General features: G+C 73.9%; 24 protein-coding genes. 16 read left to right on the top strand and 8 right to left on the bottom strand.

Annotated elements, in window-relative coordinates:
- Nucleotides 1–212: 212 nt before the first annotated feature.
- The 5 genes from ACIQNG_RS05885 to ACIQNG_RS05865 all read left to right on the top strand — a co-directional run bounded on the left by ACIQNG_RS05885 (nucleotide 213) and on the right by ACIQNG_RS05865 (nucleotide 3,428).
- On the top strand, nucleotides 213–710 hold the full coding sequence (locus ACIQNG_RS05885) for a DUF5949 family protein (protein ID WP_401432987.1): 498 nt from the start codon (nucleotides 213–215) through the stop codon (nucleotides 708–710).
- A complete protein-coding gene (locus ACIQNG_RS05880; protein WP_401482781.1) occupies nucleotides 710–1,315 on the top strand; it encodes a vitamin K epoxide reductase family protein in 606 nt (201 codons plus the stop codon). The genes ACIQNG_RS05885 and ACIQNG_RS05880 overlap by 1 nt, the downstream gene beginning before the upstream one ends.
- Nucleotides 1,316–1,471: 156 nt before the next feature.
- Nucleotides 1,472–1,987, top strand: a complete 516-nt coding sequence (locus tag ACIQNG_RS05875; protein WP_401482780.1) for a hypothetical protein — start codon at nucleotides 1,472–1,474, stop codon at nucleotides 1,985–1,987.
- A 129-nt stretch (nucleotides 1,988–2,116) separates the two neighbouring features.
- Entirely contained in the window at nucleotides 2,117–2,578 is a 462-nt protein-coding gene (locus ACIQNG_RS05870; protein WP_401482779.1) for a tyrosinase family oxidase copper chaperone, read from the top strand.
- Complete coding sequence (locus ACIQNG_RS05865) at nucleotides 2,562–3,428, top strand: tyrosinase family protein (RefSeq protein WP_401482777.1); 867 nt, start codon at nucleotides 2,562–2,564, stop codon at nucleotides 3,426–3,428. The genes ACIQNG_RS05870 and ACIQNG_RS05865 overlap by 17 nt, the downstream gene beginning before the upstream one ends.
- Nucleotides 3,429–3,587: 159 nt before the next feature.
- On the opposite strand, the gene ACIQNG_RS05860 is transcribed toward ACIQNG_RS05865, so the two are convergent.
- From ACIQNG_RS05860 to paaI, 5 genes are all read right to left on the bottom strand, one after another.
- Nucleotides 3,588–3,878, bottom strand: coding sequence for a chaplin (locus ACIQNG_RS05860; protein ID WP_401432973.1), 291 nt, complete (start codon nucleotides 3,876–3,878; stop codon nucleotides 3,588–3,590).
- A 194-nt stretch (nucleotides 3,879–4,072) separates the two neighbouring features.
- Nucleotides 4,073–5,032 (bottom strand): D-2-hydroxyacid dehydrogenase family protein, encoded by a 960-nt coding sequence (locus tag ACIQNG_RS05855; RefSeq protein ID WP_401482776.1) that lies wholly within the window; start codon nucleotides 5,030–5,032, stop codon nucleotides 4,073–4,075.
- A 74-nt stretch (nucleotides 5,033–5,106) separates the two neighbouring features.
- A complete protein-coding gene (locus ACIQNG_RS05850) occupies nucleotides 5,107–6,435 on the bottom strand; it encodes an amidohydrolase family protein (RefSeq protein ID WP_401482775.1) in 1,329 nt (442 codons plus the stop codon).
- A gap of 237 nt (nucleotides 6,436–6,672) precedes the next feature.
- Nucleotides 6,673–8,031, bottom strand: a complete 1,359-nt coding sequence (gene paaK, locus ACIQNG_RS05845; protein ID WP_401482774.1) for a phenylacetate--CoA ligase PaaK — start codon at nucleotides 8,029–8,031, stop codon at nucleotides 6,673–6,675.
- Nucleotides 8,028–8,462: a hydroxyphenylacetyl-CoA thioesterase PaaI gene (paaI, locus tag ACIQNG_RS05840; RefSeq protein WP_401432962.1), complete on the bottom strand. Its 435-nt coding sequence runs from the start codon at nucleotides 8,460–8,462 to the stop codon at nucleotides 8,028–8,030. The genes paaK and paaI overlap by 4 nt, the downstream gene beginning before the upstream one ends.
- 149 nt (nucleotides 8,463–8,611) lie before the next feature.
- Here paaI and ACIQNG_RS05835 point away from each other — a divergent pair, with 149 nt between their 5' ends.
- The 9 genes from ACIQNG_RS05835 to ACIQNG_RS05795 all read left to right on the top strand — a co-directional run bounded on the left by ACIQNG_RS05835 (nucleotide 8,612) and on the right by ACIQNG_RS05795 (nucleotide 16,804).
- Nucleotides 8,612–9,853 (top strand): thiolase family protein, encoded by a 1,242-nt coding sequence (locus ACIQNG_RS05835; RefSeq protein WP_401482773.1) that lies wholly within the window; start codon nucleotides 8,612–8,614, stop codon nucleotides 9,851–9,853.
- A gap of 14 nt (nucleotides 9,854–9,867) precedes the next feature.
- Nucleotides 9,868–10,629: an enoyl-CoA hydratase/isomerase family protein gene (locus ACIQNG_RS05830; RefSeq protein ID WP_401483044.1), complete on the top strand. Its 762-nt coding sequence runs from the start codon at nucleotides 9,868–9,870 to the stop codon at nucleotides 10,627–10,629.
- Nucleotides 10,626–11,477: a 3-hydroxyacyl-CoA dehydrogenase family protein gene (locus ACIQNG_RS05825; protein ID WP_401482772.1), complete on the top strand. Its 852-nt coding sequence runs from the start codon at nucleotides 10,626–10,628 to the stop codon at nucleotides 11,475–11,477. Before ACIQNG_RS05830 ends, ACIQNG_RS05825 begins: the two co-directional genes overlap by 4 nt.
- A gap of 259 nt (nucleotides 11,478–11,736) precedes the next feature.
- On the top strand, nucleotides 11,737–12,720 hold the full coding sequence (paaA, locus tag ACIQNG_RS05820; RefSeq protein WP_401483042.1) for a 1,2-phenylacetyl-CoA epoxidase subunit PaaA: 984 nt from the start codon (nucleotides 11,737–11,739) through the stop codon (nucleotides 12,718–12,720).
- Nucleotides 12,717–13,064, top strand: a complete 348-nt coding sequence (gene paaB, locus ACIQNG_RS05815) for a 1,2-phenylacetyl-CoA epoxidase subunit PaaB (protein WP_401482771.1) — start codon at nucleotides 12,717–12,719, stop codon at nucleotides 13,062–13,064. Before paaA ends, paaB begins: the two co-directional genes overlap by 4 nt.
- Nucleotides 13,065–13,111: 47 nt before the next feature.
- Complete coding sequence (gene paaC / locus ACIQNG_RS05810; protein WP_401482770.1) at nucleotides 13,112–13,942, top strand: 1,2-phenylacetyl-CoA epoxidase subunit PaaC; 831 nt, start codon at nucleotides 13,112–13,114, stop codon at nucleotides 13,940–13,942.
- Nucleotides 13,936–14,451 (top strand): 1,2-phenylacetyl-CoA epoxidase subunit PaaD, encoded by a 516-nt coding sequence (gene paaD / locus ACIQNG_RS05805; RefSeq protein WP_401482769.1) that lies wholly within the window; start codon nucleotides 13,936–13,938, stop codon nucleotides 14,449–14,451. Before paaC ends, paaD begins: the two co-directional genes overlap by 7 nt.
- Nucleotides 14,451–15,602, top strand: coding sequence for a 1,2-phenylacetyl-CoA epoxidase subunit PaaE (paaE, locus tag ACIQNG_RS05800; protein WP_401482768.1), 1,152 nt, complete (start codon nucleotides 14,451–14,453; stop codon nucleotides 15,600–15,602). The genes paaD and paaE overlap by 1 nt, the downstream gene beginning before the upstream one ends.
- 188 nt (nucleotides 15,603–15,790) lie before the next feature.
- Entirely contained in the window at nucleotides 15,791–16,804 is a 1,014-nt protein-coding gene (locus ACIQNG_RS05795) for a CHRD domain-containing protein (RefSeq protein ID WP_401482767.1), read from the top strand.
- 91 nt (nucleotides 16,805–16,895) lie between these two features.
- Here the strand turns inward: ACIQNG_RS05795 and ACIQNG_RS05790 are convergent, their stop codons facing one another.
- The 3 genes from ACIQNG_RS05790 to ACIQNG_RS05780 all read right to left on the bottom strand — a co-directional run bounded on the left by ACIQNG_RS05790 (nucleotide 16,896) and on the right by ACIQNG_RS05780 (nucleotide 21,523).
- The gene (locus ACIQNG_RS05790; RefSeq protein WP_401482766.1) at nucleotides 16,896–17,855 is read right to left on the bottom strand and encodes an SCO0930 family lipoprotein; all 960 of its coding nucleotides are present in this window, start codon (nucleotides 17,853–17,855) and stop codon (nucleotides 16,896–16,898) included.
- A gap of 194 nt (nucleotides 17,856–18,049) precedes the next feature.
- Nucleotides 18,050–19,660, bottom strand: coding sequence for a hypothetical protein (locus ACIQNG_RS05785; RefSeq protein ID WP_401482765.1), 1,611 nt, complete (start codon nucleotides 19,658–19,660; stop codon nucleotides 18,050–18,052).
- A 531-nt stretch (nucleotides 19,661–20,191) separates the two neighbouring features.
- Nucleotides 20,192–21,523: a hypothetical protein gene (locus tag ACIQNG_RS05780; protein ID WP_401482764.1), complete on the bottom strand. Its 1,332-nt coding sequence runs from the start codon at nucleotides 21,521–21,523 to the stop codon at nucleotides 20,192–20,194.
- A gap of 764 nt (nucleotides 21,524–22,287) precedes the next feature.
- Here ACIQNG_RS05780 and ACIQNG_RS05775 point away from each other — a divergent pair.
- Together ACIQNG_RS05775 and ACIQNG_RS05770 are read left to right on the top strand one after the other, a co-directional pair.
- Nucleotides 22,288–25,596, top strand: coding sequence for a hypothetical protein (locus tag ACIQNG_RS05775; protein WP_401482763.1), 3,309 nt, complete (start codon nucleotides 22,288–22,290; stop codon nucleotides 25,594–25,596).
- Between the two features lie 103 nt (nucleotides 25,597–25,699).
- Nucleotides 25,700–25,996 carry a hypothetical protein gene (locus ACIQNG_RS05770; RefSeq protein WP_401482762.1) on the top strand — a complete coding sequence of 99 codons (297 nt, stop codon included), beginning with the start codon at nucleotides 25,700–25,702 and terminating at the stop codon, nucleotides 25,994–25,996.
- Nucleotides 25,997–26,006: the final 10 nt, after the last annotated feature.

Raw genomic sequence — 26,006 nt, 5'->3', positions numbered from 1 at the left:
AACGGGCCCGACCGCCGGGCGTATTCCGGCGTTTCCCGGCCCCCCGGCAAGCGCTTTCCGAAAGGCCCTGACGGCCTCCCGGCCACCCCGGCGGCCCGCTGTTCGAGCCCGTCCGCCCCGGCTTCCCTCGTTCGTGTGGAGCGTCGGCGTGGCGTCGCCCGGTCGGGTGAGAAGGTGCCGGTGGTGTTCGGGCGCGTGGATAGGGTCACGCGGTGACCACAACCCCCAACGACACCCGCCCCTTCCGTCCCGCGGACCTCGGCACGCTCGTCGTGCTGGCGTGGAGCGGCGAGGCGCCCGACGGCGACATGCCCTACCTCCTCGCCTACTCCCTCGGCGACGCCGCCGACGGCCCCGAGGCCACCACCGCCGCGATCGAGCGGCTGCTCACCGACAACGACCTGCCCGTGGGCGGCGACCTCGTCGACGGCAACGCCAAGCCCAGCCTCGCGGTGACCATGCTGATCGAGGCGGGCCAGGCCGTCGTCAGCATGCCGCACCTCAACGCCCAGGTCACCCCGCCCCCGGAGTGGCTCGACGCGGTCGCCGAACGCGGCTTCGCCTACTTCGTGTTCACCACCCGCCCCTGGCCCGAGGCCGAGCCGGGCAAGCCCATCGAACCGACCGCGCTCGCCGCGTTCGCCGGTGCCGAGGAGACCCTGGACGCGGCGGCCCACGTGGTGCTGCCCGCCCGCGCCCTGCGCGGCTGATGACGACCGCCGCCGGACGGCACCGCCGCGCCTCGGGCGCGGGCCCCGCGCCCGCCCTGCTGCTGGTGCTCACCGGCGCCGCCGGGCTGCTGGCCTCCTGGGTCATCACGCTCGACAAGTTCAAGCTCCTGGAGGACCCGGACTTCACCCCGGGCTGCAGCCTGAACCCGGTGGTGTCCTGCGGCAGCGTCATGGCGAGCGACCAGGCCGCCGCCTTCGGGTTCCCCAACCCGATGCTCGGCCTGGTGGCCTACGCCGTCGTCCTCTGCGTCGGCGTCAGCCTGCTGGCCGGCGCCGCCTACCCCGGCTGGTACTGGCTCCTGTTCGACGCCGGCTGTCTCTTCGGCGTCGGCTTCGTGACCTGGCTCCAGTTCGAGTCGCTGTACCGGATCAACGCGCTGTGCCTGTGGTGCGTACTCGCCTGGATCGCGACCGTCGTGCTGTTCTGGTACGTCACCGGACACGCCGTACGCCACCGGTTCCTGCCCGCCCCGTCCTGGGTACGGGCGCTGTTCGAGGAGTACACCTGGGTGCTCGTCCTGGCCCATCTCGGGGTGATCGGGATGCTGATCCTGACCCGCTGGTGGGACTTCTGGACGAGCTGAGCGTCCCGGCCGACGAACCGACAATCCCCCCGTCGGACAACTGCGGCAGCCGGGCGAATCCTGCACTCGTCGCCGCCCCGGGATCGTTACGCGCTACGGAGGCCCGCCCGGGATCCGCGCCCGGATCCGCACCCGAAGCGAAGGACCGTGTCTGACATGAAGCCCAGCGCCCGAGGAACCCTTGCCGCCGTCGTCACCGGGGTGGCCGCCGCCCTGGGCGCCGCCGCGTCGCCCGCCGCCGCGGTCGAGACGGTTCCCGTGCCCGTGCCGCTGGAGGGCGCCGAGTACGCGCTGAACATGGAACTCCCGCAGATCGGCGCCGAACTGCCGGTGCCGGTGCCCGGCGCCCCCGACGGACCCCGCTACGTCGAGGGCCGGCTGCTCCCGGACCGGGCCCTGCCGCAGCTCCCGGTCAGCGCCGGACTGCCCGGCGCCACCCTGCGCGCCCCGCTGCCGCGTCTCCTCGGCGACCGGTTCGACCATGTCGCCGTCGAACTCCCCGCCGCCCCCGTCGACGCCGTCGCCCCCGGCCTCGCCGTCGACGCCCCGCTCACCGCGCCCGACCCGGAGCGCTTCGGACTGCCCGACGCCAAGCTCCCCCAGGCCGGCATCCTCACCCCGACGCTCCGGACCGTCCCCGGCGCGGCCCTGGTGATGGGACCTGGCCTGTAGTCCGACCCTCACATGGCCCCTCCACGGTGACCGCGCGCCCCCTCGCGCGGTTAGCGGTGTCGACATCAACCCGGGTGCCGGCGCCACCACGCTGCCGGCACCCCACGGCAACCGGACAGGGAGCACACGATGGTCGTCAGTGACAGCGGGGCAACGGCCGGCGCGGACCACGACGAAGCCGGCGCGGGCAGACCGGGCCGGGCCCGCGGGACCCGGCGGCAACTGCTGCGCGGGCTGCTCGTCTCGGGCGCCGCGCTGGCGGTCACCCCCCTGGTGGTCGCCTCGCGGCCGGACGCGCCCACCCCGGACGCCGCGTTCGACGAGGTCTACCGGGGCCACCGGATCCGCGGCGCCCGCACCACCGCGGGCCCCGCCCTCGGCGCCGCCGACTGGCAGATCACCGTCGACGGGCGCCCCCTGCATCTGATGCGCCGGGCCGACGGCACCTGGCTCAGCATGATCGACCACTACCGCTCGTACGACACCCCCTTGGAAGCCGCCCGCGCCGCCGTGGACGAACTCGGCCCCGGGGAACGGCTCCGTGAGCCGGCGCCCGCCCACCCGGAGGGACACCGTGGCGTACACGCGTAAGAGCGTCAGCGCGCTCACCGCCACCGAGAAGCGCCGGTTCGTCGAGGCGCTGCTGGAGCTGAAGCGGCGCGGCGAGTACGACGCATTCGTCCGCATGCACATCGACTACTACGTCGCCGACGGCGAGGGCGGCCTGCGCACGGCCCACATGGCGCCCTCGTTCCTGCCCTGGCACCGCCGCTTCCTGCTGGACCTGGAGGAGGCGCTGCGCCGGGTCGACTCCTCGGTGACCATCCCGTACTGGGACTGGACCCGCGACCGGAGCGCGACCTCGGTGCCCTGGACCGACGATCTGCTCGGCGGGAACGGACGCTCCCGCGACCGCAAGGTGATGGACGGACCGTTCGCCCACGGCACGGGCGGCTGGACGATCCGGGAGAACATCACCGACACCGAGTTCCTCACCCGCGACCTGGGCCGCTCCAAGGACCCGATCGGCCTGCCCACCAAGGACGACGTGGAGGCGGCCATGAAGGACTCCGTCTACGACGTCTCGCCCTGGAACTCCACCTCCAAGAGCGGCTTCCGCAACAAGCTGGAGGGCTGGGGCAGCGGACAGGGCAGTGCCTCCTGGCGCACCCACAACCGGGTCCACCGCTGGGTCGGCGGGGCGATGCTCGGCGGCGCCTCGGTCAACGACCCGGTGTTCTGGCTCCACCACGCCTACCTCGATCTGCTCTGGCAGCGCTGGCAGCAGCGGCACAAGGAGCACCGCTACCAGCCCGCCAAGCCGCCCGCCTCGGGCAGTTCGCAGCACAAGCGGGTCGTGGCCCGGCACGAGAAGCTGCCGCCCTGGGACCTGACGCCGGACCAGTTGGAGGGCACCGGCGGGGTCTACCGGTACGCGTGACACCGCGGGGCCGGCCGAGGAAGACCGGCCGGCCCCGGGGGAGTCCTGGCAGGGGGAGAGCCCCGGCGCTCGGAGGTGCCGGGGCTCTCGGGTGCCGTGCGGCCGGGGAAGCAGCCGTACGGGGGCCGGACGGTGCCGGACGGTGCGGGTCGGGTCGGGTCAGCGGCCGTAGCCGGACTCGCCGTAGCCGCCGCCGTGGCGGTCCTCGTGGCCGACGTTGGCGCAGGTGTTGCCGAAGGCCGGGTTCAGCAGGCCGATCACGTCGATCGTGTTCCCGCACAGGTTGACCGGGATGTTCACCGGAACCTGGATGACATTGCCCGACAGGACGCCGGGGGAGCCGACGGCCGCGCCCTCGGCACCCGCGTCGGCCATGGCCATGCCGGTACCGCCGATGACCACGGCACCCGCGCCGAGGGCGACCCCGGCAGCCTTCGCGATGCGAGACATCACGTTCTCCTCACTGACTCGATGAGCACGGCGGCAGGACGTGCCGTCGCACTCCTCTTCAACGCCGCCGACCCGGCGCGGGTCACGGTGTGTGAGGGGTGATCACCCTGAGTACGGCTCTGTGTGGGGCTGCGGGGCTGCGGGGCTGCGGGGCTGTGGGGGCTGCGGGCTGCCGGGCGGGGCTGTGCGGCGGGTCAGGGGAGCTGCCGCAGCGGGGTGCCCGCCAGATACGCCTCGATGCCCTCGACGGCCTGGCCGTAGTACGTCTCGTAGTTGGCGCGCGAGACATAGCCCAGGTGCGGGGTGGTGAGCAGCCGGGGGGCGGTGCGGACGGGGTGGTCGGCGGGGAGCGGTTCGAGGTCGTACACATCGAGCGCGGCGCCCGCGAACCGGCCCTCGTGGAGGGCGGCGAGCAGGGCGTCCTGGTCGACGATGGCGGCGCGCGAGGTGTTGACGAGGTAGGCGGTCGGCTTGAGCAGGGCCAGTTCGGCGGCGCCGAGCAGTCCCCGGGTGCGGTCGCCGAGGGCGAGGTGGACGGAGACGAAGTCGCTCCCGGAGAGCAGCGCCTCCTTGGTGGGGGCCAGTTCGACGCCGTGCTCGTCGGCCCGTTCCCGGGTGAGGTTCTGGCTCCACGCGCTGACCCGCATCCCGAAGGCGAGCCCGACCCGGGCCACCCGGCCGCCGATCTTGCCGAGGCCGAGCAGCCCGAGCCGGCGGCCGTGCAGGTCGGCGCCGAGCGTGGACTGCCAGGGGCCGCCCGCGCGCACCGCGTTGTGCTCCTCGACCAGGCCGCGCGCCAGGCCCAGCAGCAGCGCCCAGGTCAGTTCGACGGGCGGGGTGGACGAACTGGCCGTGCCGCACACCGTCACCCCGTGCGCCCGCGCCGCCGCGTAGTCGATGACCGAGTTGCGCATCCCGGAGGCGACCAGCAGCCGCAGCCGGGGCAGCCGGGCCAGGACGGCGGCCGGGAACGCGACGCGTTCGCGCAGGGTGACCACGATGTCGTAGCCGTCGAGCGCCGCCACCAGGGCGTCCTCGCCGTGGAGGTGTTCGCGGAACGGTACGACCTCGACCCGGTCGGCCAGTGCCGACCAGTCGGCCACCTCGGTGGCGATGCCCTGGAAGTCGTCGAGCAGGGCGCAGCGCAGGCGCACGGGTCCCTCCCTGGTGGGTGTGTGTGGGGACCGACTCTAGAACGTGGGTGCGGTCGGGTGGACGGTGTCCCCGGTCACAGGATGCGGGCCGCCGCCTGGGCCGCCGTGCGCTGGACGGCCCGGCGGTCGACGCGGACCGTCTCGCCGTCCACGACGACGGGTTCGCCCGCGACCCATACGTCGGTGACGGCGCGGGAACCGGCCGCCCACAGGAGGTTGGCGAGCACCTGGTCGTCCGGCACGTCCAGACCCGCGATGAAGTACGGGTTGTCCACGCTGACATGGGCCAGGTCGGCCCAGTTGCCCGTGCGCAGCGAGCCGATGTCGGTGCGGCCGAGGGCCGCCGCGCCGACGGAGGTGGCCATCAGGAAGGCGTCCCGGGCGCCGAGCGCGCGGGGGTCGGAGGCGGCGAGCCGGGCGTGCATCATCGCCAGCCGGGCCTCCTCCCACACGTCGAGGTCGTCGTTGCTGGGGGCGCCGTCGGTGCCGAGTCCGACCTGGACGGAGGCGGCGCGCAGCGCGGACAGCCGGGCGGTGCCGGAGGCGAGTTTGGCGTTGGAGGACGGGCAGTGGGCGACGCCGCTGCCGGACCCGGCGAGCAGGGTGATGTCGTCGTCGGACAGGTGCACTCCGTGGGCGGCCAGCAGACGGCCGTCGAGCAGTCCGGTGAGCTGGAGCAGCCGGGTCGCGGAGCCGTACCGCTCGCGGGTGGTGATGTCCTCGGCGAGGGTCTCGGAGAGGTGGATGTGCACCAGCGCGCCGTGCCGGGCCGCCTCCTCGGCCGTCCTGCGCAGCGCCTCGGGCGGCAGGGTGTACGTCGAGTGGGGGCCGTAGCACAGTTCGACGCGCTCGCCGGGGCCGAAGCGCAGTCCGTCCGCCTCGATCCACTTGCCGATCGCGTCGATGTCGCGCCGCCAGTCGTCCCCGGGCCGGGCGAAGTAGGCGGGCGCGATGAGGGCGCGGCTGCCGGCCTGGAGGGTGGCGTCGGCGGCCTCCTCGCCGAAGGCGTACATCTCGGCGCTGGTCGTCACTCCGTAGCGCAGCATCTCCACACAGCCGAGCAGCATGCCCGCGTGGGCGTCCGCCCCCGTCATCCGGGCCTCGACCGGCCAGATGGCCTCCTCCAGCCAGCGCAGCAGCGGCAGATCGCTGCCGAGGCCGCGCAGCAGCGTCATCGGGGCGTGGGCGTGGGCGTTGACCAGGCCGGGGGTGAGGATGCCGGACAGCCGGGTGCGGGGCACGCCGTGGGGGAGGGCGGGGGCGTCGGCGGCCGGACCGCAGTAGGCGATACGGCCGTCCGCCCCCACGTCGACGGCGGCGTCCCGCAGGACAGGGCAGGACGGTCCGGCGGGCAGGACGACCGGGGCGAGCAGGCGCCGCGACAGTGATATTGACGGTGACATGTGACCGGATTTTCCCACGCCGGGACCGGCCGGAACGTCCAACTCCAGCCGGATCCCGGGGAGGATATCGGCCGGGGGCGGGGCCGGGGCCGGGGGCGGGTGCTCGGGGTGGTCGGGGTGCTCGGGGCGGTCGGGTGCGGACTGGTGGTCGGGTGCGGACCGGTGGTCCGGGTGTCCGGGTGTCCGTCGGTCGGAAGCCGGTTCCTGGCCTGCCCCCGGCCCCCGCCCCGCCCCGGCTCACTCCTCCCGGAGGTCCTTGACCCGCTTCAGTTTGCCCATGGAGCGTTCCAGGGTGTCGGGGTCGACCACCTCGACGTCGACCGTCACCCCGACGGCGTCCTTGACCCCGCGGGCGATGTGCCGCGCGGCGGCCTCGCGCCGGGCGGGGTCGCTGCCGGGGCGGCTCTCCACGCGGACGGTCATATGGTCCATGCGGCCCTTGCGGGTGAGGCGGATCTGGAAGTGCGGGGCGAGCGCGGGGGTGCGGAGCACGATCTCCTCGATCTGGCTGGGGAACACATTCACCCCGCGCAGGATGATCATGTCGTCGCAGCGGCCGGTGATCTTCTCCATCCGGCGGAACCCGGGACGGGCGGTGCCCGGCAGCAGCCGGGTCAGGTCCCGGGTGCGGTAGCGGATGACGGGCAGCGCCTCCTTGGTGAGCGAGGTGAAGACCAGTTCACCGCTCTCCCCTTCGGGCAGCACCTGGTCCGTGAACGGGTCCACCACCTCGGGGTAGAAGTGGTCCTCCCACACCTGGAGCCCGTCCTTGGTCTCCACGCACTCCTGGGCCACGCCCGGGCCTATCACCTCGGACAGCCCGTAGATGTCCACCGCGTGGATGTCCAGCCGCTCCTCGATCTCCCGGCGCATCTCCTCCGTCCAGGGCTCGGCGCCGAAGATGCCGACCCGCAGGGAGGTGGAGCGCGGGTCGATGCCCTGGCGCTCGAACTCGTCCAGCAGGGTGAGCATGTAGGAGGGGGTGACCATGATGATCTCGGGCCGGAAGTCCTGGATGATCTGGACCTGGCGGGCGGTCATGCCGCCGGAGGCGGGGATCACCGTACAGCCCGCCCGTTCGGCGCCGTAGTGGGCGCCGAGGCCGCCGGTGAACAGGCCGTACCCGTAGGAGATATGGACCTTGTGACCGGGGCGGCCACCGGCCGCGCGGATGGAGCGGGCCACCACGTCCGCCCACATCGACAGATCGTTCTCGGTGTAGCCGACCACGGTCGGGCGGCCGGTGGTGCCGCTGGAGGCGTGCACCCGCCGCACCTCGTCCATGGGGACGGCGAACATGCCGAAGGGGTAGGTGTCCCGCAGGTCCGCCTTGGTGGTGAAGGGGAACCGGGCCAGGTCCTCCAGGGTGCGGCAGTCCTCGGGGGTGAGTCCGGCCGAGTCGAACTTCTTGCGGTACAGCTCGACATGGTCGTACGCGTGCCGCAGGGTCGTACGCAGCCGGGTCAGTTGCAGTGCCCTGACCTCGTCGCGCGACAGCCGCTCGGCGTCGTCCAGCAGCCCTTCGGGGAGCGGCTCTCCCCGGCGGGCCGTCGTGTGCTGCGTCCCGGGCCCCGTCATGTCACTTCCCCTGCTCATCGCGGCTCCTCGTACTGTGTCCTGCGCGGGGTGCGGCTGCGACCGCGGAACTCCGCGATCACCTCGTCACCCCGGACCACCGTCACGTCGTAGATGCCGCTGCGTCCGAAGCGGGTGCGTTCCCGGGCGTCGGCCAGCAGGACGTCGCCCTCGAACGCGGGGGCGACGAAGTCGATGTCGGCGCCCGCGGCGACCGTCATCGGGCCGTGGCTGTTGCAGGCGCAGGCGAACGCGGTGTCGGCGAGCAGGAAGAGATAGCCGCCGTGCGCGATCCCGTGCCCGTTGACCTGCGCGGCGGTCACCGTCATCCGGACCGTGGCGAACCCGGCGCCGTGGTCGAGGAGTTCGATGCCGAGTCCGCCGGACGCCTCGTCGGCCGCGAGCATCGCCTCCGCCGGACTGAGTGAGGCACCGGATACCTGGGATGTCATCTGCACTCCACCACCTTGGGCCCTCTCACCGCCTTGTGAACCGACCGAACATTCGGTTAGCGTGCGGCGTGGTCAAGTAATCCAGCCGGACCCCCACCTGTCAAGGGGTGGCGGGCAGGCCGCCGCGCCCCAGCCGAGGAGCCTTCCGTATGTCCGACGTCTATCTGGTCGACGGGGCCCGCACCCCGCAGGGACGCTACGGCGGGGCACTCGCCGCCGTACGCCCCGACGACCTCGCCGCCCTCGTCGTGGGCGAGGCCGTACGCCGCGCCGGGGTCCCGGGGGAGGCCGTGGACGAGGTGATCCTCGGGGCCGCCAACCAGGCCGGTGAGGACAACCGGGACGTGGCCCGGATGGCCGTACTGCTCGCCGGACTGCCGCACACCGTGCCCGGCTACACCGTCAACCGGCTCTGCGCCTCCGGGCTGACCGCGGTCGCCTCGGCGGCCCAGTCGATCCGCGCGGGCGAGGCCGACCTGGTGGTGGCCGGGGGCGTGGAGTCCATGACCCGGGCCCCCTGGGTGACGGAGAAGCCGGGGACCCCGTGGGCCAAGCCGGGGCAGACCTTCGACACCGCGCTCGGCTGGCGGTTCACCAACCCGCGCTTCACCGCCGCCGACCGGGCGGTGCCCGCCGATGCCGGGCCCGGGACGGTCCGGCTCACCCTGTCCATGGGGGAGACGGCCGAGGAGGTCGCGGCCCTGGACGGCATCACCCGCGCCGACTCCGACGCCTTCGCCCTGCGCAGTCACCAGCGGGCCGTGGCCGCCCAGGAGGCGGGGCACTTCGTCCGCGAGATCGTGCCGGTGCCGGTCGAGGGCGGCGAGGTGACCCGCGACGAGGGCCCCCGCCCCGGCACCACCCTGGAGAAGCTGGGCCGGCTGCGGACCGTGTTCCGCGCCGACGGCATCGTCACCGCGGGCTCCGCGTCACCGCTGTCCGACGGGGCCGCCGCGCTGGTCGTGGCGAGCGCGCAGGCCGTCGAGCGGTACGGGCTCACGCCCCGCGCGCGGATCGTCACCGCCGCCTCCGCGGGGGTCGCGCCCCAGCTCATGGGCCTCGGCCCGGTCCCCGCGACCGAGAAGGCCCTCGCGCGGGCCGGATGGGCGGTCGGCGACCTGGACGCCGTAGAACTCAACGAGGCGTTCGCCGCGCAGGCCCTCGCCGTGATCCGGCGGCTGGGGCTGACCGAAGGGGCCGACGCGTCCGGCGCGGGGAAGGTCAACGCCGACGGCGGGGCCATCGCCCTCGGTCACCCCCTCGGCTGCTCCGGCGCCCGCATCCTGCTGACCCTGCTGGGCCGGCTGGAACGGGAGAACGGCCGCCGGGGCCTCGCCACCCTGTGCGTGGGCGTGGGACAGGGCGTCGCGATGCTGGTGGAGACGGTGTGAGCGGCGTGAGCGACATCAGCGACAGCACGCCTGCGCAGGCGTACGACACCCTCCGCGTCGAGGAGCGGGACGACCGGGTCGTCGTCACCCTCCACCGGCCCGAGGCGCGCAACGCCATCAGCGCGTGGATGATCGCCGAACTCCACGAGGTGTGCGAGCGGCTGGAGCGCGACCCCCGGCTGCTGCTGCTCATCGGCCACGGCGGGGTCTTCGCGGGCGGTGCCGACATCGCCGAACTGCGCGAACGCGGCCGGGACGAGGCGCTGCGCGGTATCAACAGCCGGCTCTTCGAGCGGGTACGGCGGCTGCCGATGCCCACCCTCGCCGCCGTCGACGGCTGGGCGCTGGGCGGGGGCGCCGAACTGGCCTACGCCTGCGATCTGCGGATCGCCGGGCCTGACGCGGTGTTCGGCAACCCCGAGCCCGGCCTCGGCATCCTCGCCGCCGCCGGTGCCTGCTGGCGGCTGCCGGAACTGGTCGGGGAGTCGGTCGCCAAGCAGATCCTGCTGGCCGGGCGGCGGCTCGACGCCCGGGAGGCGTACGCGGCGGGGCTGGTCCTGGACGTCGTGGCGGCCGGGGAACTGCTGGAGCGGGCCCACGCGGTGCTCGACCGGATGGCCCGCTCCTCCGCCCTCGCGCTACGGCTGACCAAGCTCGTCGTGGACGCGCCGGGCGCGCATCCGGTCGCCGACGACCTGGCGCAGGCCGTGCTGTTCGAAGGGCAGGACAAGAGGGAGCGGATGACCCGCTTCCTGGAGCGGAGGAACGGCTCATGACAGCGGTACCCGGGACGGTCGCCGTCCTCGGCGGTGGCCGGATGGGCGCGGGGATCGCCCAGTCCTTCGCCACCGCCGGGTCCTGCGTGACCGTGGTGGAGAGCGGCGCCGAGGCCGCCGCGGCGGCGCTGGAGCGGATCGGCGCGAGCCTGCGCCGGGCCGAGGAGCGCGGGCTGGTGCGCGAACCGGCCGGGCGGGTGCTGGAGCGGCTGACCGCCGTGCCCTCGGTGGACGCGCTGGACCCGGCCACCGAGCTGGTCGTGGAGGCGGTGCCCGAGGACGCCGGGCTCAAGGCGCGGCTGCTGCGGGCCGCCGAGGAGGTGGTGGACGCGAGCGCCGTCCTGGCCACCAACACCAGCTCGCTCTCCGTCACCGACCTCGCCGCCGCCCTGCGCCGCCCCGAGCGCTTCCTCGGCCTGCACTTCTTCAACCCGGTGCCCGCCTCCGCGCTGGTCGAGATCGTGGTCGCCCCCGACAGCGCCGACCGGGTCGTACAGGCCGCGCGGGGCTGGACCGCGGCGCTCGGCAAGCAGGACGTGGTGGTCAAGGACTCGCCCGGGTTCGCCAGCAGCCGCCTCGGGCTCGCCCTCGGCCTGGAGGCGATCCGGATGGTGGAGGAGGGGGTCGCCACCCCCGAGGCCATCGACGACGCCATGCGGCTCGGCTACAAGCACCCCATGGGCCCGCTGCGGCTGACCGACCTCGTGGGTCTCGACGTACGGCTCGCCATCGCCGAGTATCTGCACACCACGCTGGGTGACCGGTTCGCCCCGCCGCGGCTGCTGCGGGACAAGGTGGCCCGTGGTGAGCTGGGGCGCAAGACGGGGCAGGGCTTCTACCCGTGGTGACGGCCCGCCGCCCCGCCGTCATCACGGGGAGAAGCCCCTCCGTCGCGCCCCGTCGCCCCGCCGTCACCACGCGTAGAAGCCCTGCCGTCACCACGGGGAGAAGCCCCGTCGTCGCGCCCCGCCGGGCCGCTCAGGGCTTGCCAGGGCGGGGGAGGTGCGCCGTATGATGAACCGAACGAATGGTCGGTTGGGTGGTGAGGGGAGAGTGGGAGACACCGTGGGAGACAAGGTCACGACGGACCCGGCGACGCGGGAGGACCTGCGGCAACCCGTGCGGGACGCCCCGCAAGAAGACCCGCGGGACGACCTGGAGTCCTCCTTCGAGGCCACGATCGCGCGGGACCAGCGCATCGAGCCGAGGGACTGGATGCCGGACGCCTACCGCAAGACGTTGGTCCGCCAGATCGCCCAGCACGCGCACTCCGAGATCATCGGCATGCAGCCCGAGGGCGAGTGGATCACCCGCGCGCCCTCACTGCGCCGCAAGGCGATCCTGTTCGCCAAGGTCCAGGACGAGGCCGGCCACGGCCTGTACCTGTACTCGGCCGCCGAGACCCTCGGCGCCGACCGCGCCGACCTCACCGAGCGGCTGATCGAGGGCCGCCAGAAGTACTCCTCGATCTTCAACTACCCCACCCCCACCTTCGCCGACGTCGGTGTCATCGGCTGGTTCGTGGACGGCGCCGCGATCTGCAACCAGGTGCCCCTGTGCCGCAGCTCCTACGGCCCCTACGCGCGCGCCATGGTCCGCATCTGCAAGGAGGAGTCCTTCCACCAGCGCCAGGGCTACGAACTGCTGATGACCATGATGCGCGGCACCGACGCCCAGCGCGCCATGGTGCAGGACTCCGTGGACCGCTGGTGGTGGCCGTCCCTGATGATGTTCGGCCCGCCCGACGACGACTCGCCCAACTCCGCGCGGTCCATGGCCTGGAAGATCAAGCGGCACAGCAACGACGAACTGCGCCAGCGGTTCGTGGACATGACCGTCCCGCAGGCCGAGAAGCTGGGCGTCACCCTGCCCGACCCCGAACTGCGCTGGAACGAGGAGCGGGGCCGCCATGACTTCGGCCGCCCGGACTTCGCCGAGCTGAAGCGCGTCATCAGCGGCGACGGCCCGTGCAACGCACAGCGGGTACGGGTGCGCCGCTCCGCCCACGAGGACGGCGCCTGGGTGCGCGAGGCCGCCACCGCCCACGCCGCCAAGAAGGCGGCCCGAGCCCGTACGGAGGCGGCGGCATGAGCGACCACCCCCAGCAGCACCACCCCCAGCGGCACCACGCCGAGCAGCACCACCCCCAGCAGCACGACGGCTGGCCCCTGTACGAGGTCTTCGTCCGGGGCAAGCGCGGACTCAACCACGTCCACGTCGGCTCGCTGCACGCCGCCGACGACGAGATGGCCCTCACCCACGCCCGCGACCTGTACACCCGGCGCAACGAAGGCGTCAGCATCTGGGTGGTGCGCTCCGAGCACATCGCCGCGACCACCCGCGACGAGAAGGACCCGTTCTTCTCCCCCAGCGCGGACAAGGTCTACCGCCATCCGACGTTCTACGACATCCCCGAGGACGTCCCGCACATCTAGGGACAGCGGATGACCGCAACGACAGACACCGAGAGAGGCGAGCGGGGATGAGTGACGACCACGTCTATCTGAGCCTGGCCGAGACCCATGACGACAGCGACGCCCGCTGGGCGTTCGGCACCGGCTTCGAGGACCCGCTGCACGGCGTGGACACCACCGTGCCCGCGGGGGTGGACGCCGCCCGGCTGGCCGCCGACTGCCTCGCGCTCGGCGATGACGCGCTGGTGCTGGCCCAGCGGCTCGCCGAGTGGGTCACCCGGGCCCCCGAACTGGAGGAGGAGGTCGCCCTCGCCAACATCGGCCTCGATCTGCTCGGCCAGACCCGGCTGCTGTACTCCCGCGCCGGCCAGGCGGACGGCACCGGGCGCGGCGAGGACGCGTACGCCTACTTCCGCGACCCCGGCGCGTTCCGCAACGTACGCCTCGCCGAACTCCCCGACGCCGACTTCGCCCACGCGATCGTCCGGCTGCTGGTCTTCGCGAGCTGGCGCCTCGCCCACCTCACCGAGCTGTCCGGCGCCCCCGACCCGGTGCTCGCGGCGATCGCCGCCAAGGGCGTCAGGGAACTGACCTACCACCGCCAGTACGCCGCCGAGTGGGCCGTACGGCTCGGCGACGGCACCGACGAGTCCCGCGCCCGTACGACGGCCGCCCTGACGGCGCTCGCGCCCTACTGGGAGGAACTGTTCCGGGCGTACGACGCCCGCGCGGCGGTCCTCGGCGATCTGCGGCAGGTCCTCGACGCCGCCGGACTCGCCCTGCCGGAGCCCGCCGCGCTGCCCGGCGACGGCCGCGCCGGCGACCACACCGCCCATCTGGCCCCGCTGCTCACCGAGTTGCAGAGCGTGGCCCGCGCCGACCCGGAGGCGACATGGTGACCGTCCTGACCGAGCTGCGGCGGGCCCGGTACATCGCCGAACAGGTGCCCGACCCCGAACTCCCCATGCTCACCCTGGCCGACCTGGGAGTCCTGCGGGACGTCTCCCTCACCCCGGACGGCACCGTCGTCGCCGGACTCACCCCGACCTACTCGGGCTGCCCGGCCATGGCCGAGATGCGCGCCGACGTCGCCGCCCGGCTGCGGCAGGCGGGGTTCGAGCGGGTGGAGATCCGTACCGTCCTGGACCCGCCCTGGACCAGCGACTGGATCACCGACACCGGCCGCCGCAAGCTCGCCGAGCACGGCATCGCCCCGCCGGGCCCGGCCCCGCACCGCCCCGCCGGTCCCGTCCCCCTCGTCCTGTCCCCGACCCGGCCCCCCGTCACCTGCCCGCGCTGCGGCTCCGCCGACACCGAGGAGACCTCCCGCTTCGCGGCCACCTCGTGCAAGGCCCTCTGGCGCTGCCGGGCCTGCCACGAGCCGTTCGAGTACGTCAAGGAGATCTGATGGCTGAGAGCGCCGACGTGGCCGGAGCGGCCGGAGCGGCCGACGCGGCGGAGGTGTCCGGGACGACCGCTCCCGGAACCGGGGTCCGGCGCAGGCGGCCGGCGTTCCACGCGCTGCGGATCGCCGCCGTGGAGCGGCTGTGCGACGACGCGGTCGCCGTCACCTTCGAGGTGCCCGCGGCGCTCGCCGAGGAGTTCGCGTTCCGGCCCGGCCAGTCACTCACCCTGCGGCGCCCGGCGCACGGGCGCGACGAGCGGCGGTCGTACTCCATCTGCTCCCCGGCCGGTGCCGCGCCCCGGATCGGGGTGCGGGAGGTGCCCGGCGGCTTCGTCTCCTCCTGGCTGGTCCGCGCGGCCCGGCCCGGTGACACCGTCGAGGTGATGGCCCCCACCGGACGCTTCACCCCCGACCTCTCCGCGCCCGGCCACCATGTGCTGATCGCCGCCGGTTCCGGCATCACCCCCATGATGTCCATCGCCGAGTCCGTACTGGCCGCCGACGACCGCTCCCAGGTCACCCTCTTCTACGGCAACCGCCGCACCGACACCGTGATGTTCGCGGACGAACTCGCCGACCTGAAGGACGAGTACCGTACGCGCTTCCAGCTCGCCCATGTCCTCTCCCGTGAACCGCGCGAGGCCGATCTGCTCTCCGGCCGGCTCGACGCCGAACGCCTCACCGCTCTGGTCGGGGCGCTGGTCGACGTCCCCGCCGCCGACCACTGGTGGCTGTGCGGGCCGCACGGCATGGTGACCGACGCGCGCGAGGTCCTCGGCGGCCTCGACGTGCCCCGCGAACGGATCCACCAGGAGCTGTTCTACGCCGACGAACCACCCGTGCCCGTACGGCACGAGGAGCCGAAGGCCGACGGACCGGTCAGCGAGGTCACCCTCACCCTCGACGGCCGCACCACCACCGCCGCGCTGCCCCGCGGGCGCTCGCTGCTCGACTCCGCCGCGCGGGTCCGCTCCGACGTCCCGTTCGCCTGCAAGGGCGGGGTGTGCGGAACCTGCCGGGCGCGGATCACCGACGGCGAGGTGGACATGCGGCGCAACTACGCGCTGGAGCCGGGTGAGGTGGCGGCGGGGTATGTGCTGACCTGCCAGTCGTACCCGGTGTCGGAGAAGCTCGCGGTGGACTTCGACAGCTGAGCCCCGCTCTCTCTTTCTTGAGGCTGCGTGAGGCTGCGTGAGGGTGCTTGGGGCTGCGTGAGGGTGTCCGACGGTTCTTGCAGGGCGGTCTGAACCGGCCTCGCCGGTCGTGCGTGCTCCGTGTGCCCGGGATCCCGTTCGGCGGGGCCCGGGCGCCGTCGCCGACGAGAAGTGAGGACGTGGAGACCATGCGCAGGCTCCTCAGCGCCGCCCAGGCCGTACTGCTGAGCGCCGGACTGACCGCCGGGCTGACCGCGTGCGCCGCGCCGGTCACCGGCGGGGCGGACACCGGCGCGGCTCCCCGCGGCACCGGCCGGGCCACCGCGCCGGGCACGGCGACCGGTTCCCCCGGCGCGGTGCCGGGCGGCCCCGGTACGTCGCTGATCGCCCGGCTCGGCGGACCGGGCGCCGGCGCCGCCGTACTGGCCAAGGTCTCGGGCGAGCGGGTCACCTTCTCGCTGAGCTGGAGCGGCGTCGAACCGCCGCGCCGTGCCGAGGTGCGGCGCACGGCGGGGGACGCGGGGACCGGCGGGACGGTGCTGCTGTTCGACGCGCCGCTGCCGGACGGCACATCGGCCGCCGCGGGACAGCTCACCCTCACCGACGCCGCCCTCGCCGAGGCACTCCGGGGGAGGCCGGGCGACTTCACGGTCACCCTGACCGCCGCCGGGGCCCCCGACGGGGTGCTGAGCGGGCCCGTCACCGTCTCCGACACCCCCGTCGACCCGCTCGGAGTGATCCCCGGCGGGGCGCTGCGGGCCACGGCGGACGGGACCCAGGAGTCGGAGGCGGCGCCCGGCGGGGGCGGGACACCCGGAGCCGACGGGGCCGACGGGGCGGCCGGAGAGGCCGGAGAGGCCGGAGAGGCCGGAGGGGCCGGAGGGGCCGGTGACCCCGACGCGAGTACCACCGTCTCGCTCGACCCGGGCCAGGGCACCCTCGGCTACTCCCTGGCCTGGGTCAACCTCGAACCGCCCACCCAGGCCCACCTCCAGCGCGGCGCCCTCGGCCAGGACGGCGAGATCGCGGTGCCGCTGTTCACCTCCGCCCTGCCGGACACCGTCATCGCCCTGGCCGGCACGGCCCCGGTGAGCGACCCGGCCACCCTGCGGGAACTGGCGTCCGCGCCGGGCGGCTTCTACGTCAGCCTGCACACCGCGGACTTCCCGCAGGGGGCGGTGCGCGGTCAGGTCTTCCGCTGACCGCGCACCGCCCCCCACCGCCGTACCGGAAAGGGCGGGGCGGCTCCCCTCAGGGAACCGCCCCGCCCCTCCAACGGGCCTGGCCCACCGGCTACTTGGCGAGCGTGCCGTCCGCGCGGACCGCGAACCAGGTGCCGCCGACCCCCTGGCCGGCCGTGTCACCGGGCTCCTGGTCGCCGGTGAACCAGTACAGCGGCCAGCAGTCGATGGTCAGCTGACGGGTCCCGTCGGGCCGCTCGAACGCGATGACGTCCTTGCGGTCGATGCCCTCGACGTCGTCCAGCGCGTCCTTGTCCAGCATGGTGGCCGGCTTCCACTTCTCCAGGCAGGCGCCGGTGCACGCGGACGTCATCGGCCAGTCGGTGTCCTTGGTGAAGCGGTACAGCGTACGGCCCTTGGCGTCCCGGACGATGTCACCCAGCTCGGCGTCCTCGCGCACCGACAGCGGCGGCAGCGCCCCGGCGTCCCCGCCCTTCGCGCCGCCCGCGCCGCCTCCATCGCCCGCGCCGCCCGCGCCGTCGGCCCCCGCCTTGCCGCCGTCGGGGGCGGCGGCGAACCAGGTGCCGCCCACGCCCTGGCCGTTGGTCTGCCGGGGCCGGGTGTCCTTCACGTACCGGTACAGCGGCCAGCCGTCGAGGGTGAGCTGCCGGGTGCCGTCGGAGCGGGCCACCGTGCCGACCAGCGCCGGGTCCATGCCCTCGGCCGCCTCGGCGTCGGCCGCGAGCACCGGCGGCCAGGTTGTCGCGCAGTCGCCCTCGCAGGTGGACCTGGGCGGGGAGGCGGTGTCGTCGTCGAACCGGTACAGCGTGAAGCCCGCGCTGTCGGTGACGACCGGCCCGAGGGCCTCGCTCCGCCAGACGCTCAGCGTGCCCGCGGCGGTGGGCCGGGCGCCGGAGTCCTGGGCCGCGCCCGCCTCGGCCGCCGCCACCGTGGACCGCGCGTCCTCGGGTGCCGCGTCCCCGCCGCTCCGCTCCCCGCCGCAGGCGGTCAGCAGGACGAGTGCCGTGGCCACGCCGGTCGCCGTGATCGCCGCGTTCCGCGTTTTCCGCATGGCTGTGCCTTTCCCGTGCATCTCAGGTGGTTGTCCGTGGCTCTGTTCCGGCCGCGGAAGGGGGCCGTTCGGCCTTCGGCCGGGGGACCGTCCCGGTGACCGGGGAGGAGGCCACCGGTCACCGGAACGGAGTTTCGTGCGGCCCCGCCGCTGTGTCCGTCTCGCCGTCAACACGACGGGATCGGGCGAAGGGTTCACCCGACTTTCAGCGGGGTCGGCACGATCACCGTCAGGCCCAGCACCCCGAGGTCGACCGTGCCCTCCGGGGCGGCGTACCAGCGCCAGTGCGCGCCCGGGACGTCACCGGCCGCCAGGACGGTCCACCGGCCGCGCGGCGCCGCCAGCCCGGCCAGCGCGCGCGCCTCGGCACGGTCCGGCGGGCGCGGCACGAGGACGAAGCCGGTGATACGGTCCGGGCCCTCGGGCGCGCGTACCAGGCCCAGCCCCAGCCGCCGCGCCACCTCGAAGACCTGCACCGGCTCCCGGGCCGCCACCTCCGCCAGCGAGCCCACCCGCACCACACCGTGCAGCCCGGGCAGCACGTCCCCGTCCGGGTCGAGGACCACGACCACCGTGTTCTGCCAGGGCAGTTCCAGCAGTCCGTGGCCGAGCGCGGTCACGGTGTCCTGGGCGACCCGCTGATCGCCGCCGACGCTCAGCGCCCCGTTGATCTGGCCGAGCCCGACCATGACCTGGGCGCCGCGTTCGTCCACCCCGACCCGGGCCAGATGGGGCAGGGTCAGCACCGACCCGGCCGGGGCCACGGACGTACCGGCGGCTTCGCGGGGGGCCTTGTCGCCGCCCGCTCCGTGACCGAGCGCGGACGGCAGGCCCTCGCGCCGCCAGGCGTTGGCCTCCAGCGCCGTCCAGTGCTCGGGCGCCGCGAAGGCCCCCGACACCGAGGCGAGGAGTTCCTCGTCTCCGGCGCGGACCGAGTACACCCGGGGCGGCGACCCGGGCCCGCCCGCGCGGACCAGTTCGGCGAGCGCGGACCGTACCCGCACCGGCGTACGGCTGTCCGCGGCGAGCCGCCGGGCCAGCGCGGCCCGGCGCCGGCGCAGCAGGACGAGCGCCAGCGGACGCGGCAGCCGAGGGCGCAGCACCCGCGCGGCTCCGGCGACGCCCCGGCCCAGCGCCCGCGCCCAGCGGGCCAGCGGACGGCGGGCCAGGATGGACACGGTCAGCAGGACCACCGCCACGATCCCGCCGATCAGCAGCGGCATGGGGACCTCGGGGCCACCGAAGGCGCCGGTGGGACGGCCGGTCGCGGGGGCGCCCCCCGGCCCGGCGGGCTCCTGCTGCTCCTCGCCGGGCGTCTCCTCGGGGAGGGGGCCGACCTGGACGTCCGGCCCCTGCGCGTCGGTCGGCAGCCGCAGCGCGAAGCCGGGCACCACCTGGTCCGCGCTGACGAAGACCTCGCCGCCCGGCAGCAGCCGGCCGGTGTTGAGCACCAGGATCTCCTGGACGCGGTCGGGGGTGCCGAGGAGCCGGGCCGCGATCCCGGGCAGCGCGTCCGCCTCGCCGCCGTTCTCCCGCGGTGACTTGACGACGTAGAACTTGGTCACCTCGTCGGCGGTGACGAGGACGGGAGCCGCGACGGCGGTCATCGCCGTGCGCCCGCCGCCCGGTGCCCCGGCGCTCACCTCGGCCGTCGGCCGGTCGGGCGGCGCGGCCGGTGCGGTGGCGCGGGCGGGTGCGGGCAGCAGCAGTACGGCGGTCAGCGCCAGCCCGGACAGGGCGGCCACCTGTGCCGTGTGCCGCCGTCCGCACCCCCGGCCGCTCGTCGTTCTCGGGTCGTCTCGCATCGTCCCGTCTCCTCCTCCGGCAGATCGCGCCCGCGCGCCGTCGGCGCACGTCGGGGGGCACACGGACGGTGGCGCCGATCCGGTTCAACGCCGGTGTGTCGCGGCCGGGTTGAACCGGGGCGGGGCGGTCGTACGTGCCCTGCGCGGTGAGCAGACCCGGAGCCAGGAGGCCGTACACATGCCGCGACGACACACCACGGGCTGGCAGATCCTCGGGTTCGGTGAGGACCCCACGCCCGGAGAGCCGGAGCGGATCCTGACCCTCTCCGGGACCTACCGGCACATCGGCGAGCAGGCCGGGGAGGGCGTCGACCTGCTGCGCGGCGAGGCCATCGCCCAGGGCAAGGGCCAGGCCATGGACGCGCTCAAGGGCCGGATCAAAGAGGTCCCGGTCATGCTGGAGCACGCCCGGGACTCCTTCACGGCCGCCGCCGAGGCGTACAACCACTACGGGCGTGAACTGGAGCGCGCGCAGGCGTTGTTGGACGAGGCGATCGACCAGGGGCTCGCGGTGGAGGCGTTGGCGAGGAGTCAGGTGCCCGCGCTCGCGGCGGACGCCACCCCGGAGCAGGTGACCGCCGACAGCGAGGAGCGGGCCCGGGTCGAGGCCGCCCAGCAGCGGCTCGCGGAGGCCGTCAGGAAGGGGGAGGAGGCGCGCGACACCAGGGAGACAGCGTCCGACCAGGCCGCCAGGACCCTGCGGGAGGCCGCCGCGGTGGCCATCCCGGCCCGCGATGTGCTCACCCAGCTCGGTGAGTTCTTCGCCGACAACCCGCTGATCGAGATCATCGCGGGGATCGTGATCGGCATCGTCGCGGTGTTCGTCCCGGTGCTCGGGGTCCTCCTCGGCGCGGCCCTGCTCGCGGTCAGTCTCATCCGGATGATCGGCACGGGGAAGATCGACGTCGGTGAGCTGCTCATCGGCATCGTCTCCCTCATCCCGGGCGCCGTGCTGCTGGGCGGGCTCGGCAAGCTCGGCGCCGGGCTCGCGAAGCTCGCCAAGGTCGCCCCGCTGCTGTCCAAGCTCGGCAAGGGCACCGGGACCATCGGCAAGGCCATCGGCGCGATCCTCGACGGCAACACCCTGTTCCGTAAGTTCATCGGGCCGCTCGGCAAGGGCGTCACCGGGCTGAAGATCTCCCCGCTGGGCTCGGTGGCCATCAAGGTCACCATCGACGCCGGGACGGAGTTCGCGCTCGGCTTCCTCGCCTCCTGCATCACGGCCCTCGTGGAGAAGAAGGCGTTCGACGCCAAGGGGGCCGCGATCGGGGGTGCCATCGGTGCCGCGATCGGTGGCAGCCTCTCCGTCTTCGGCGGCAGCGCGCTGGCCAACAACTTCAAGAACTCCTTCACCGTCGAGGGCAAGTTCAAGAGCAACATGAGCAAGGTGTTCTCGAAGGAGAGTTTCGGGTTCGCCCCGGACGGGACGTTCGGGTTCACCAACTTCTTCTTCGTCAACGGGCCCGGCTTCAGCCAGAAGACCAACTTCCACGGGATCCAGGCCACGACGACGTCGACCCCGAACACGGGGGCCCTCGGTACCACCGTCAAGACACCGGACGGTCTGACCACCTCGACCAAGACCGACCCCGGGGCGCACAAGCCGCCGACCGCCGCCGACGCCCCGGCGCCCGTCGTCACCACCACGACGACGACCACGACGCCCGACGGATTCACCTCGGAGACGGTGAACGGGGTCAACACCATCAGCTCGCCCCGGGGCGACACGGTCGTCTCGGACGGCACCACGACGACGGTGTCGACGCCGGTCGACGTGAAGGGGGACCTGACCACCACGCTCACCCCGGGGGGCTTCACCACGAGCGGCGCCTTCGGCGAGATCAGCGCGGAGGGCCCCACCACGACCATCACCGGGCCACGGCCCGAGCCGGTACCGCAGACACCGGGGACCGGGGGCGGGGGCCAGGAGCTGGGCGACGTAGGCCAGAACCCCGGCGATGGCGGTAACCCCGGCGATGGCGGTAACCCCGGCAATGGCGGTCAGAACCCCGGTGACGCCCCCGAGGCTGCTCCTCCCGTGCCCGACGCCCCCGTGGACGACCCTGACGCCATCGGGATCCACCCGGAGGACCTGCATCTCGTCCCCGACCCCGGCGCCCCCCAGGCCCCGCAGGGCAACGCGCCCGCCGACAGCGGTCAGAACGGACCGGCCGCCGGCCCCGATCCCGGCCCCGGCTCCGTGCCCGGTCCGGGCAAGTTCACCCTCGACGGCACCGGGGTCACGACCGGCGACGGCGCCCTGAAGGTCGGCGGTGACGGGGTGTCCCACACGGTGACCACGGACACCGTCGTCGTGAGCAACCAGACCAATGTGACCACGGTCTTCGGCCCGCAGAACGGTGTCGACGGCCCGCCCCTCGCCACCCACGACCCCGCCGACAACAGCGTCACCTTCCAGCCGGGCGGCGGCCACACCTTCACCGCCGACACCACGGCACCCGGTCAGGCCACCTTCGACGGGAACACGGTCGGCGTCGACGGCACGGGCACGCTCACCTTCACCGACGGGACCAACGGCCAGCAGGTCACCCTGCCGCCGGCCGCCGGCCGCCGGCCCCCTGGACCCGCCGGTCGCCGTCACCGTCAAGGACGGCCCCACCAGCACGGTGATCAACGGCGACGGCACCGCGCAGGTGAGTACGCCGGGCGGCCCTCGGACCGCCCTCACCGACACCGGCTTCACCGTCGGCACCGGGTCGGGCAACCCCACGACGATCCGGTTCGACGGCACCGCCGACACCCTCACCGTCGCCCCCGGCACCGCGACCCCGGTCACCGTCACCCCCACCGGCACCACCACCGCCCCCGGCGTCAGCACCGACGGCGCCGGAGGCGGCACCGCCGGCACCCCGGGCCTCGGCACCGCCTTCACCCCCGACGGCCAGATCCTCGACGGCGGCCCCGACGTCACCCCCGTCACCGTCGACGCCGACGGCGGCTTCGACACCGGCGACATCAAGAGCGATACGGGCGACGCCCCCGTCGTCACCGGGAAGGGCGACGCCACCACCACCGTCGACCGGCCCGCACCCGACGGGTCGATCACCCTCACCCACCACGGCATGGAAGTGACCGTCCCCGCCCACGGCCCCCTCACCGTCAAGAACGGCAACGGCCAGGACGCCCCGCTGCCCGCGCAGCCCACCCCGACCCATCCGCTCGACCTGGGGCCGGTCACCGTCGTCCGGGACGGCGCCGGCGGCAACCGGACCAATGTCAACGGCCAGCACAGCACCGTCGGTCTCGGCCCCCACGGCACCACCGTGACCAGCGGCCCCTTCACCTCCGTACAGAACGACACGGGCGTCACCACCACCTTCACCACCGGAGCGGGTACCAGCACCACCGTCACCACCTCGCCCACCGGCGCCACCACCGTCACCAGCGGCCCCACCCAGGTCACCACCGGACCGGACGGCAAGACCACCGTCACGCCCATCGGCGCCCAGGCGGGCAACCCGACCGTGACCGTCACCCCGCCGGACGGGAACGGCCCGACCACCGTCACCACCTCCGACCACACGGTCACCACCCTCACGCCGGACGGCGCCGGCACCTCCGTGGGCGGCACCCCCGTGGCCTCCGCCACCACCGACGCGACCGGTGTCACCTCCGAGGCCCCGGCCGGACCGCACACCAAGGCCGTCCACCGGCCGGAGGGGACGTACGCGCAAGGGGACCCGGACGACGGGGGCGGCTTCACCGCCGGCCCGCAGGGCGTCACGACCGGCACCGGGGCCACCGTCACCCCCGGCACCACCCCTGGCGGCAGCCCCACCGCCGACATCACCGTCACCGGCACTGGCACCGGCACCGGCACTGGTACCGGTACCGGTACCGGGGAGAAGAACTCCGTCACCCCCAAGGGCGTCATCACCCCGGACGTCATCGTCGGGTTCCCCGGCAACGGCGACGCGGTGTTCGTGCCCCGGACCGGGGAGGGAGTCGCCCCCACCGCGGTCAAGTCGGCACCCGACGGCACCCTGACCGTGCAGGAGCCGCACGGCAACACGGCGACGGTCGGACCGCCCACCACCGGCCCCACCGCCGACCCCACCGCGACCGGCGGCGCGCCCCGCCCCGGCCCCACCACCGTGCGGGGCGCCGACGGCAGCACGCTCACCTCCGACGCAACCGGCCACACCTTCACCGACCAGGGCTTCAGCACCACCTTCACGACCGACGCCCACGGCACGACCACCACCACCGTCCACCAGCCGACCGGCATCACCCACAGCGTCGGACCCGACGGCCAGGTCACCGTGCAGAACCTGCCGAACGGCGCCACCGTCAGCGCCCACCACACCGGCGGCAGCGTCCAGACCCCGCCGAGCACCGGCCCGCTCGGCTTCCCCCGGACCTACGGCGGCGCGAACACCCTCGACAACGGCGCCGACGGCATCACGATCACCAGCCCCGGCAGCCATCCCGTCCACGACCCCGGCAGCACGGTCACCCACCACCCCGGTCAGGTCGGCGGTCTCCCGGGCGTCGTGGACGTCCACCACGGCCCCGCCACCGCCACCTTCGCCCCCGGCGGCCCCCTCGAACTCAAGCCGTCCGGCCACCAGGTCGACGGGCAGCCGGTGGACACCGCGGGCAACCCCGTCGGCACCGCCCCCGGTTCCACCACCATCAGCACGGTCACCGGAGACGGCAAGGGCGCCGTCACCGTCCCCGCCTTCGGCGGCGCCGGCACTCTCGGCCACAGCGGCGCCTTCGGCGGACCCACCACCGTGGACACCGGCGACATCACCATCCACAAGACACAGGACCCGTACGCCGACAGCTCCCTCACCCCGGCGCAGAAGGCCACCCTCCAGGACGGCCCCGCCCATCCCGGCAACGCCGCCGACCCCAAGGTCCCGCCGGTCTTCACCGTCGGCCCCACCGCCGGCCCCGGCGCCGCGCCCACCGTGGAGATGCCCCTCAAGGGCCCGACCGGTGCCACCGTGCACGGCGACGGCTTCGACGTGAAGGCCAACGGCGACGGCTCCTTCGAGGTGTCCGTGCCGAACTCCACCGACCCCGGCGACAAGGTGACCGTCCACCCCGACGGAACCCTGGACGGCCCCGGAGTCGTCCAGCCGGCCCCGCCCGCCCCCCACGCACCGGCCCCGCCCCCGCAGGTCACCTTCAGCAACAACGCCACCGTCACCTCGGGTTCACCCCCGGCGGCGACCCTGACCGGCGGCGGCCCCGGCGGCGTCACCGTCACCCCCGGGACGCCCGCCGTCTACACCCCGCCGCCGGGCACCAACGGCACCACCCTGACCTTCGGCAACGGCGACGGCACGGCCACCGTCACCGACCACGCCAACGGCGTCACCGTCACCCAGGACGCCCAGGGCAACGCCACCTTCCAGAGCACCGCAGACACGCAGACCACGTCCCTCGACATCAAGCACGACGGCGTCAAGGGCACCGTGACCACCCACGGGGACACCCCCCAGACCCACACCGTCGAAGTCGGCGACAGCGGCGCCGCCAAGGTCAAGGACGGCCACGGCAACACCACCGAGATCGACCCGGCCGGCTCCTACAACGAGCAGCACGCGCCGTCCCACGCCTACGACGCCTACGCCAACACCCCGCTCTCGCCCGACGAGTACCGGGCCTACGCCTACGAGGCGGTCACCAACCTCATCAAGGGGACCATCGGCAACATGGTCACCGTCCTCTACCAGATCGAGCAGCAGGGCCTGAACAAGGAGGACGCCCTGGAGAACGCCGCCGTACGCATCTTCAACGGCCTCGGCACCGGACTGGCCGGAAAGAAGCTGGAGAACCAGTACGGCTTCAAGACCGACGGACTGGAGACCGCGCTGGCGGCCTTCCCGACCAAGACGCTCGGCAACCTCAACAACAACACCGACACGGCGGCACTCAACCCGCCCGCGCCGGCATCCGTCTGAACCACTTCGGCGCCCTCCTCGTGTTCAGGGTGCGCGCCACCCGCCCACGGCAGGCACCCGGCGCCCGACCCGCACCTCACCCCCCTTCCGGAGGAGACCACCCATGGCCCAGTACTTCGTGGACGACGCCATCACCGCACAGACCTCGCTGAAGACCATGAACCAGTACGAGCAGGCCATCGCCCTGCTGGAGGAGATCGACCGCGAACTCGACAACCTCGTCGCCACCGGCTACCGGACCGAGACCTCGGAGAGCAAGTTCACCCCGTTCTACAAGCAGTTCAACAGTAACGTCGGCCGGACCCTCGAAGGGCTGCGGGGCATCGCCCAGTACGTGAAGAGCGTCGGCGACAGCTTCGGCGAACTGGACCGCACGATGGGCACCAACCTCACCGCCTGAGAGGAACGCC

The sequence above is a fragment of the Streptomyces sp. NPDC091377 genome (assembly GCF_044757045.1).
In the GTDB taxonomy this organism is placed as follows: domain Bacteria; phylum Actinomycetota; class Actinomycetes; order Streptomycetales; family Streptomycetaceae; genus Streptomyces.
The sequence above is the reverse complement of the archived record's forward strand: the minus strand, read 5'-3'. Positions and strand labels throughout refer to the sequence as shown.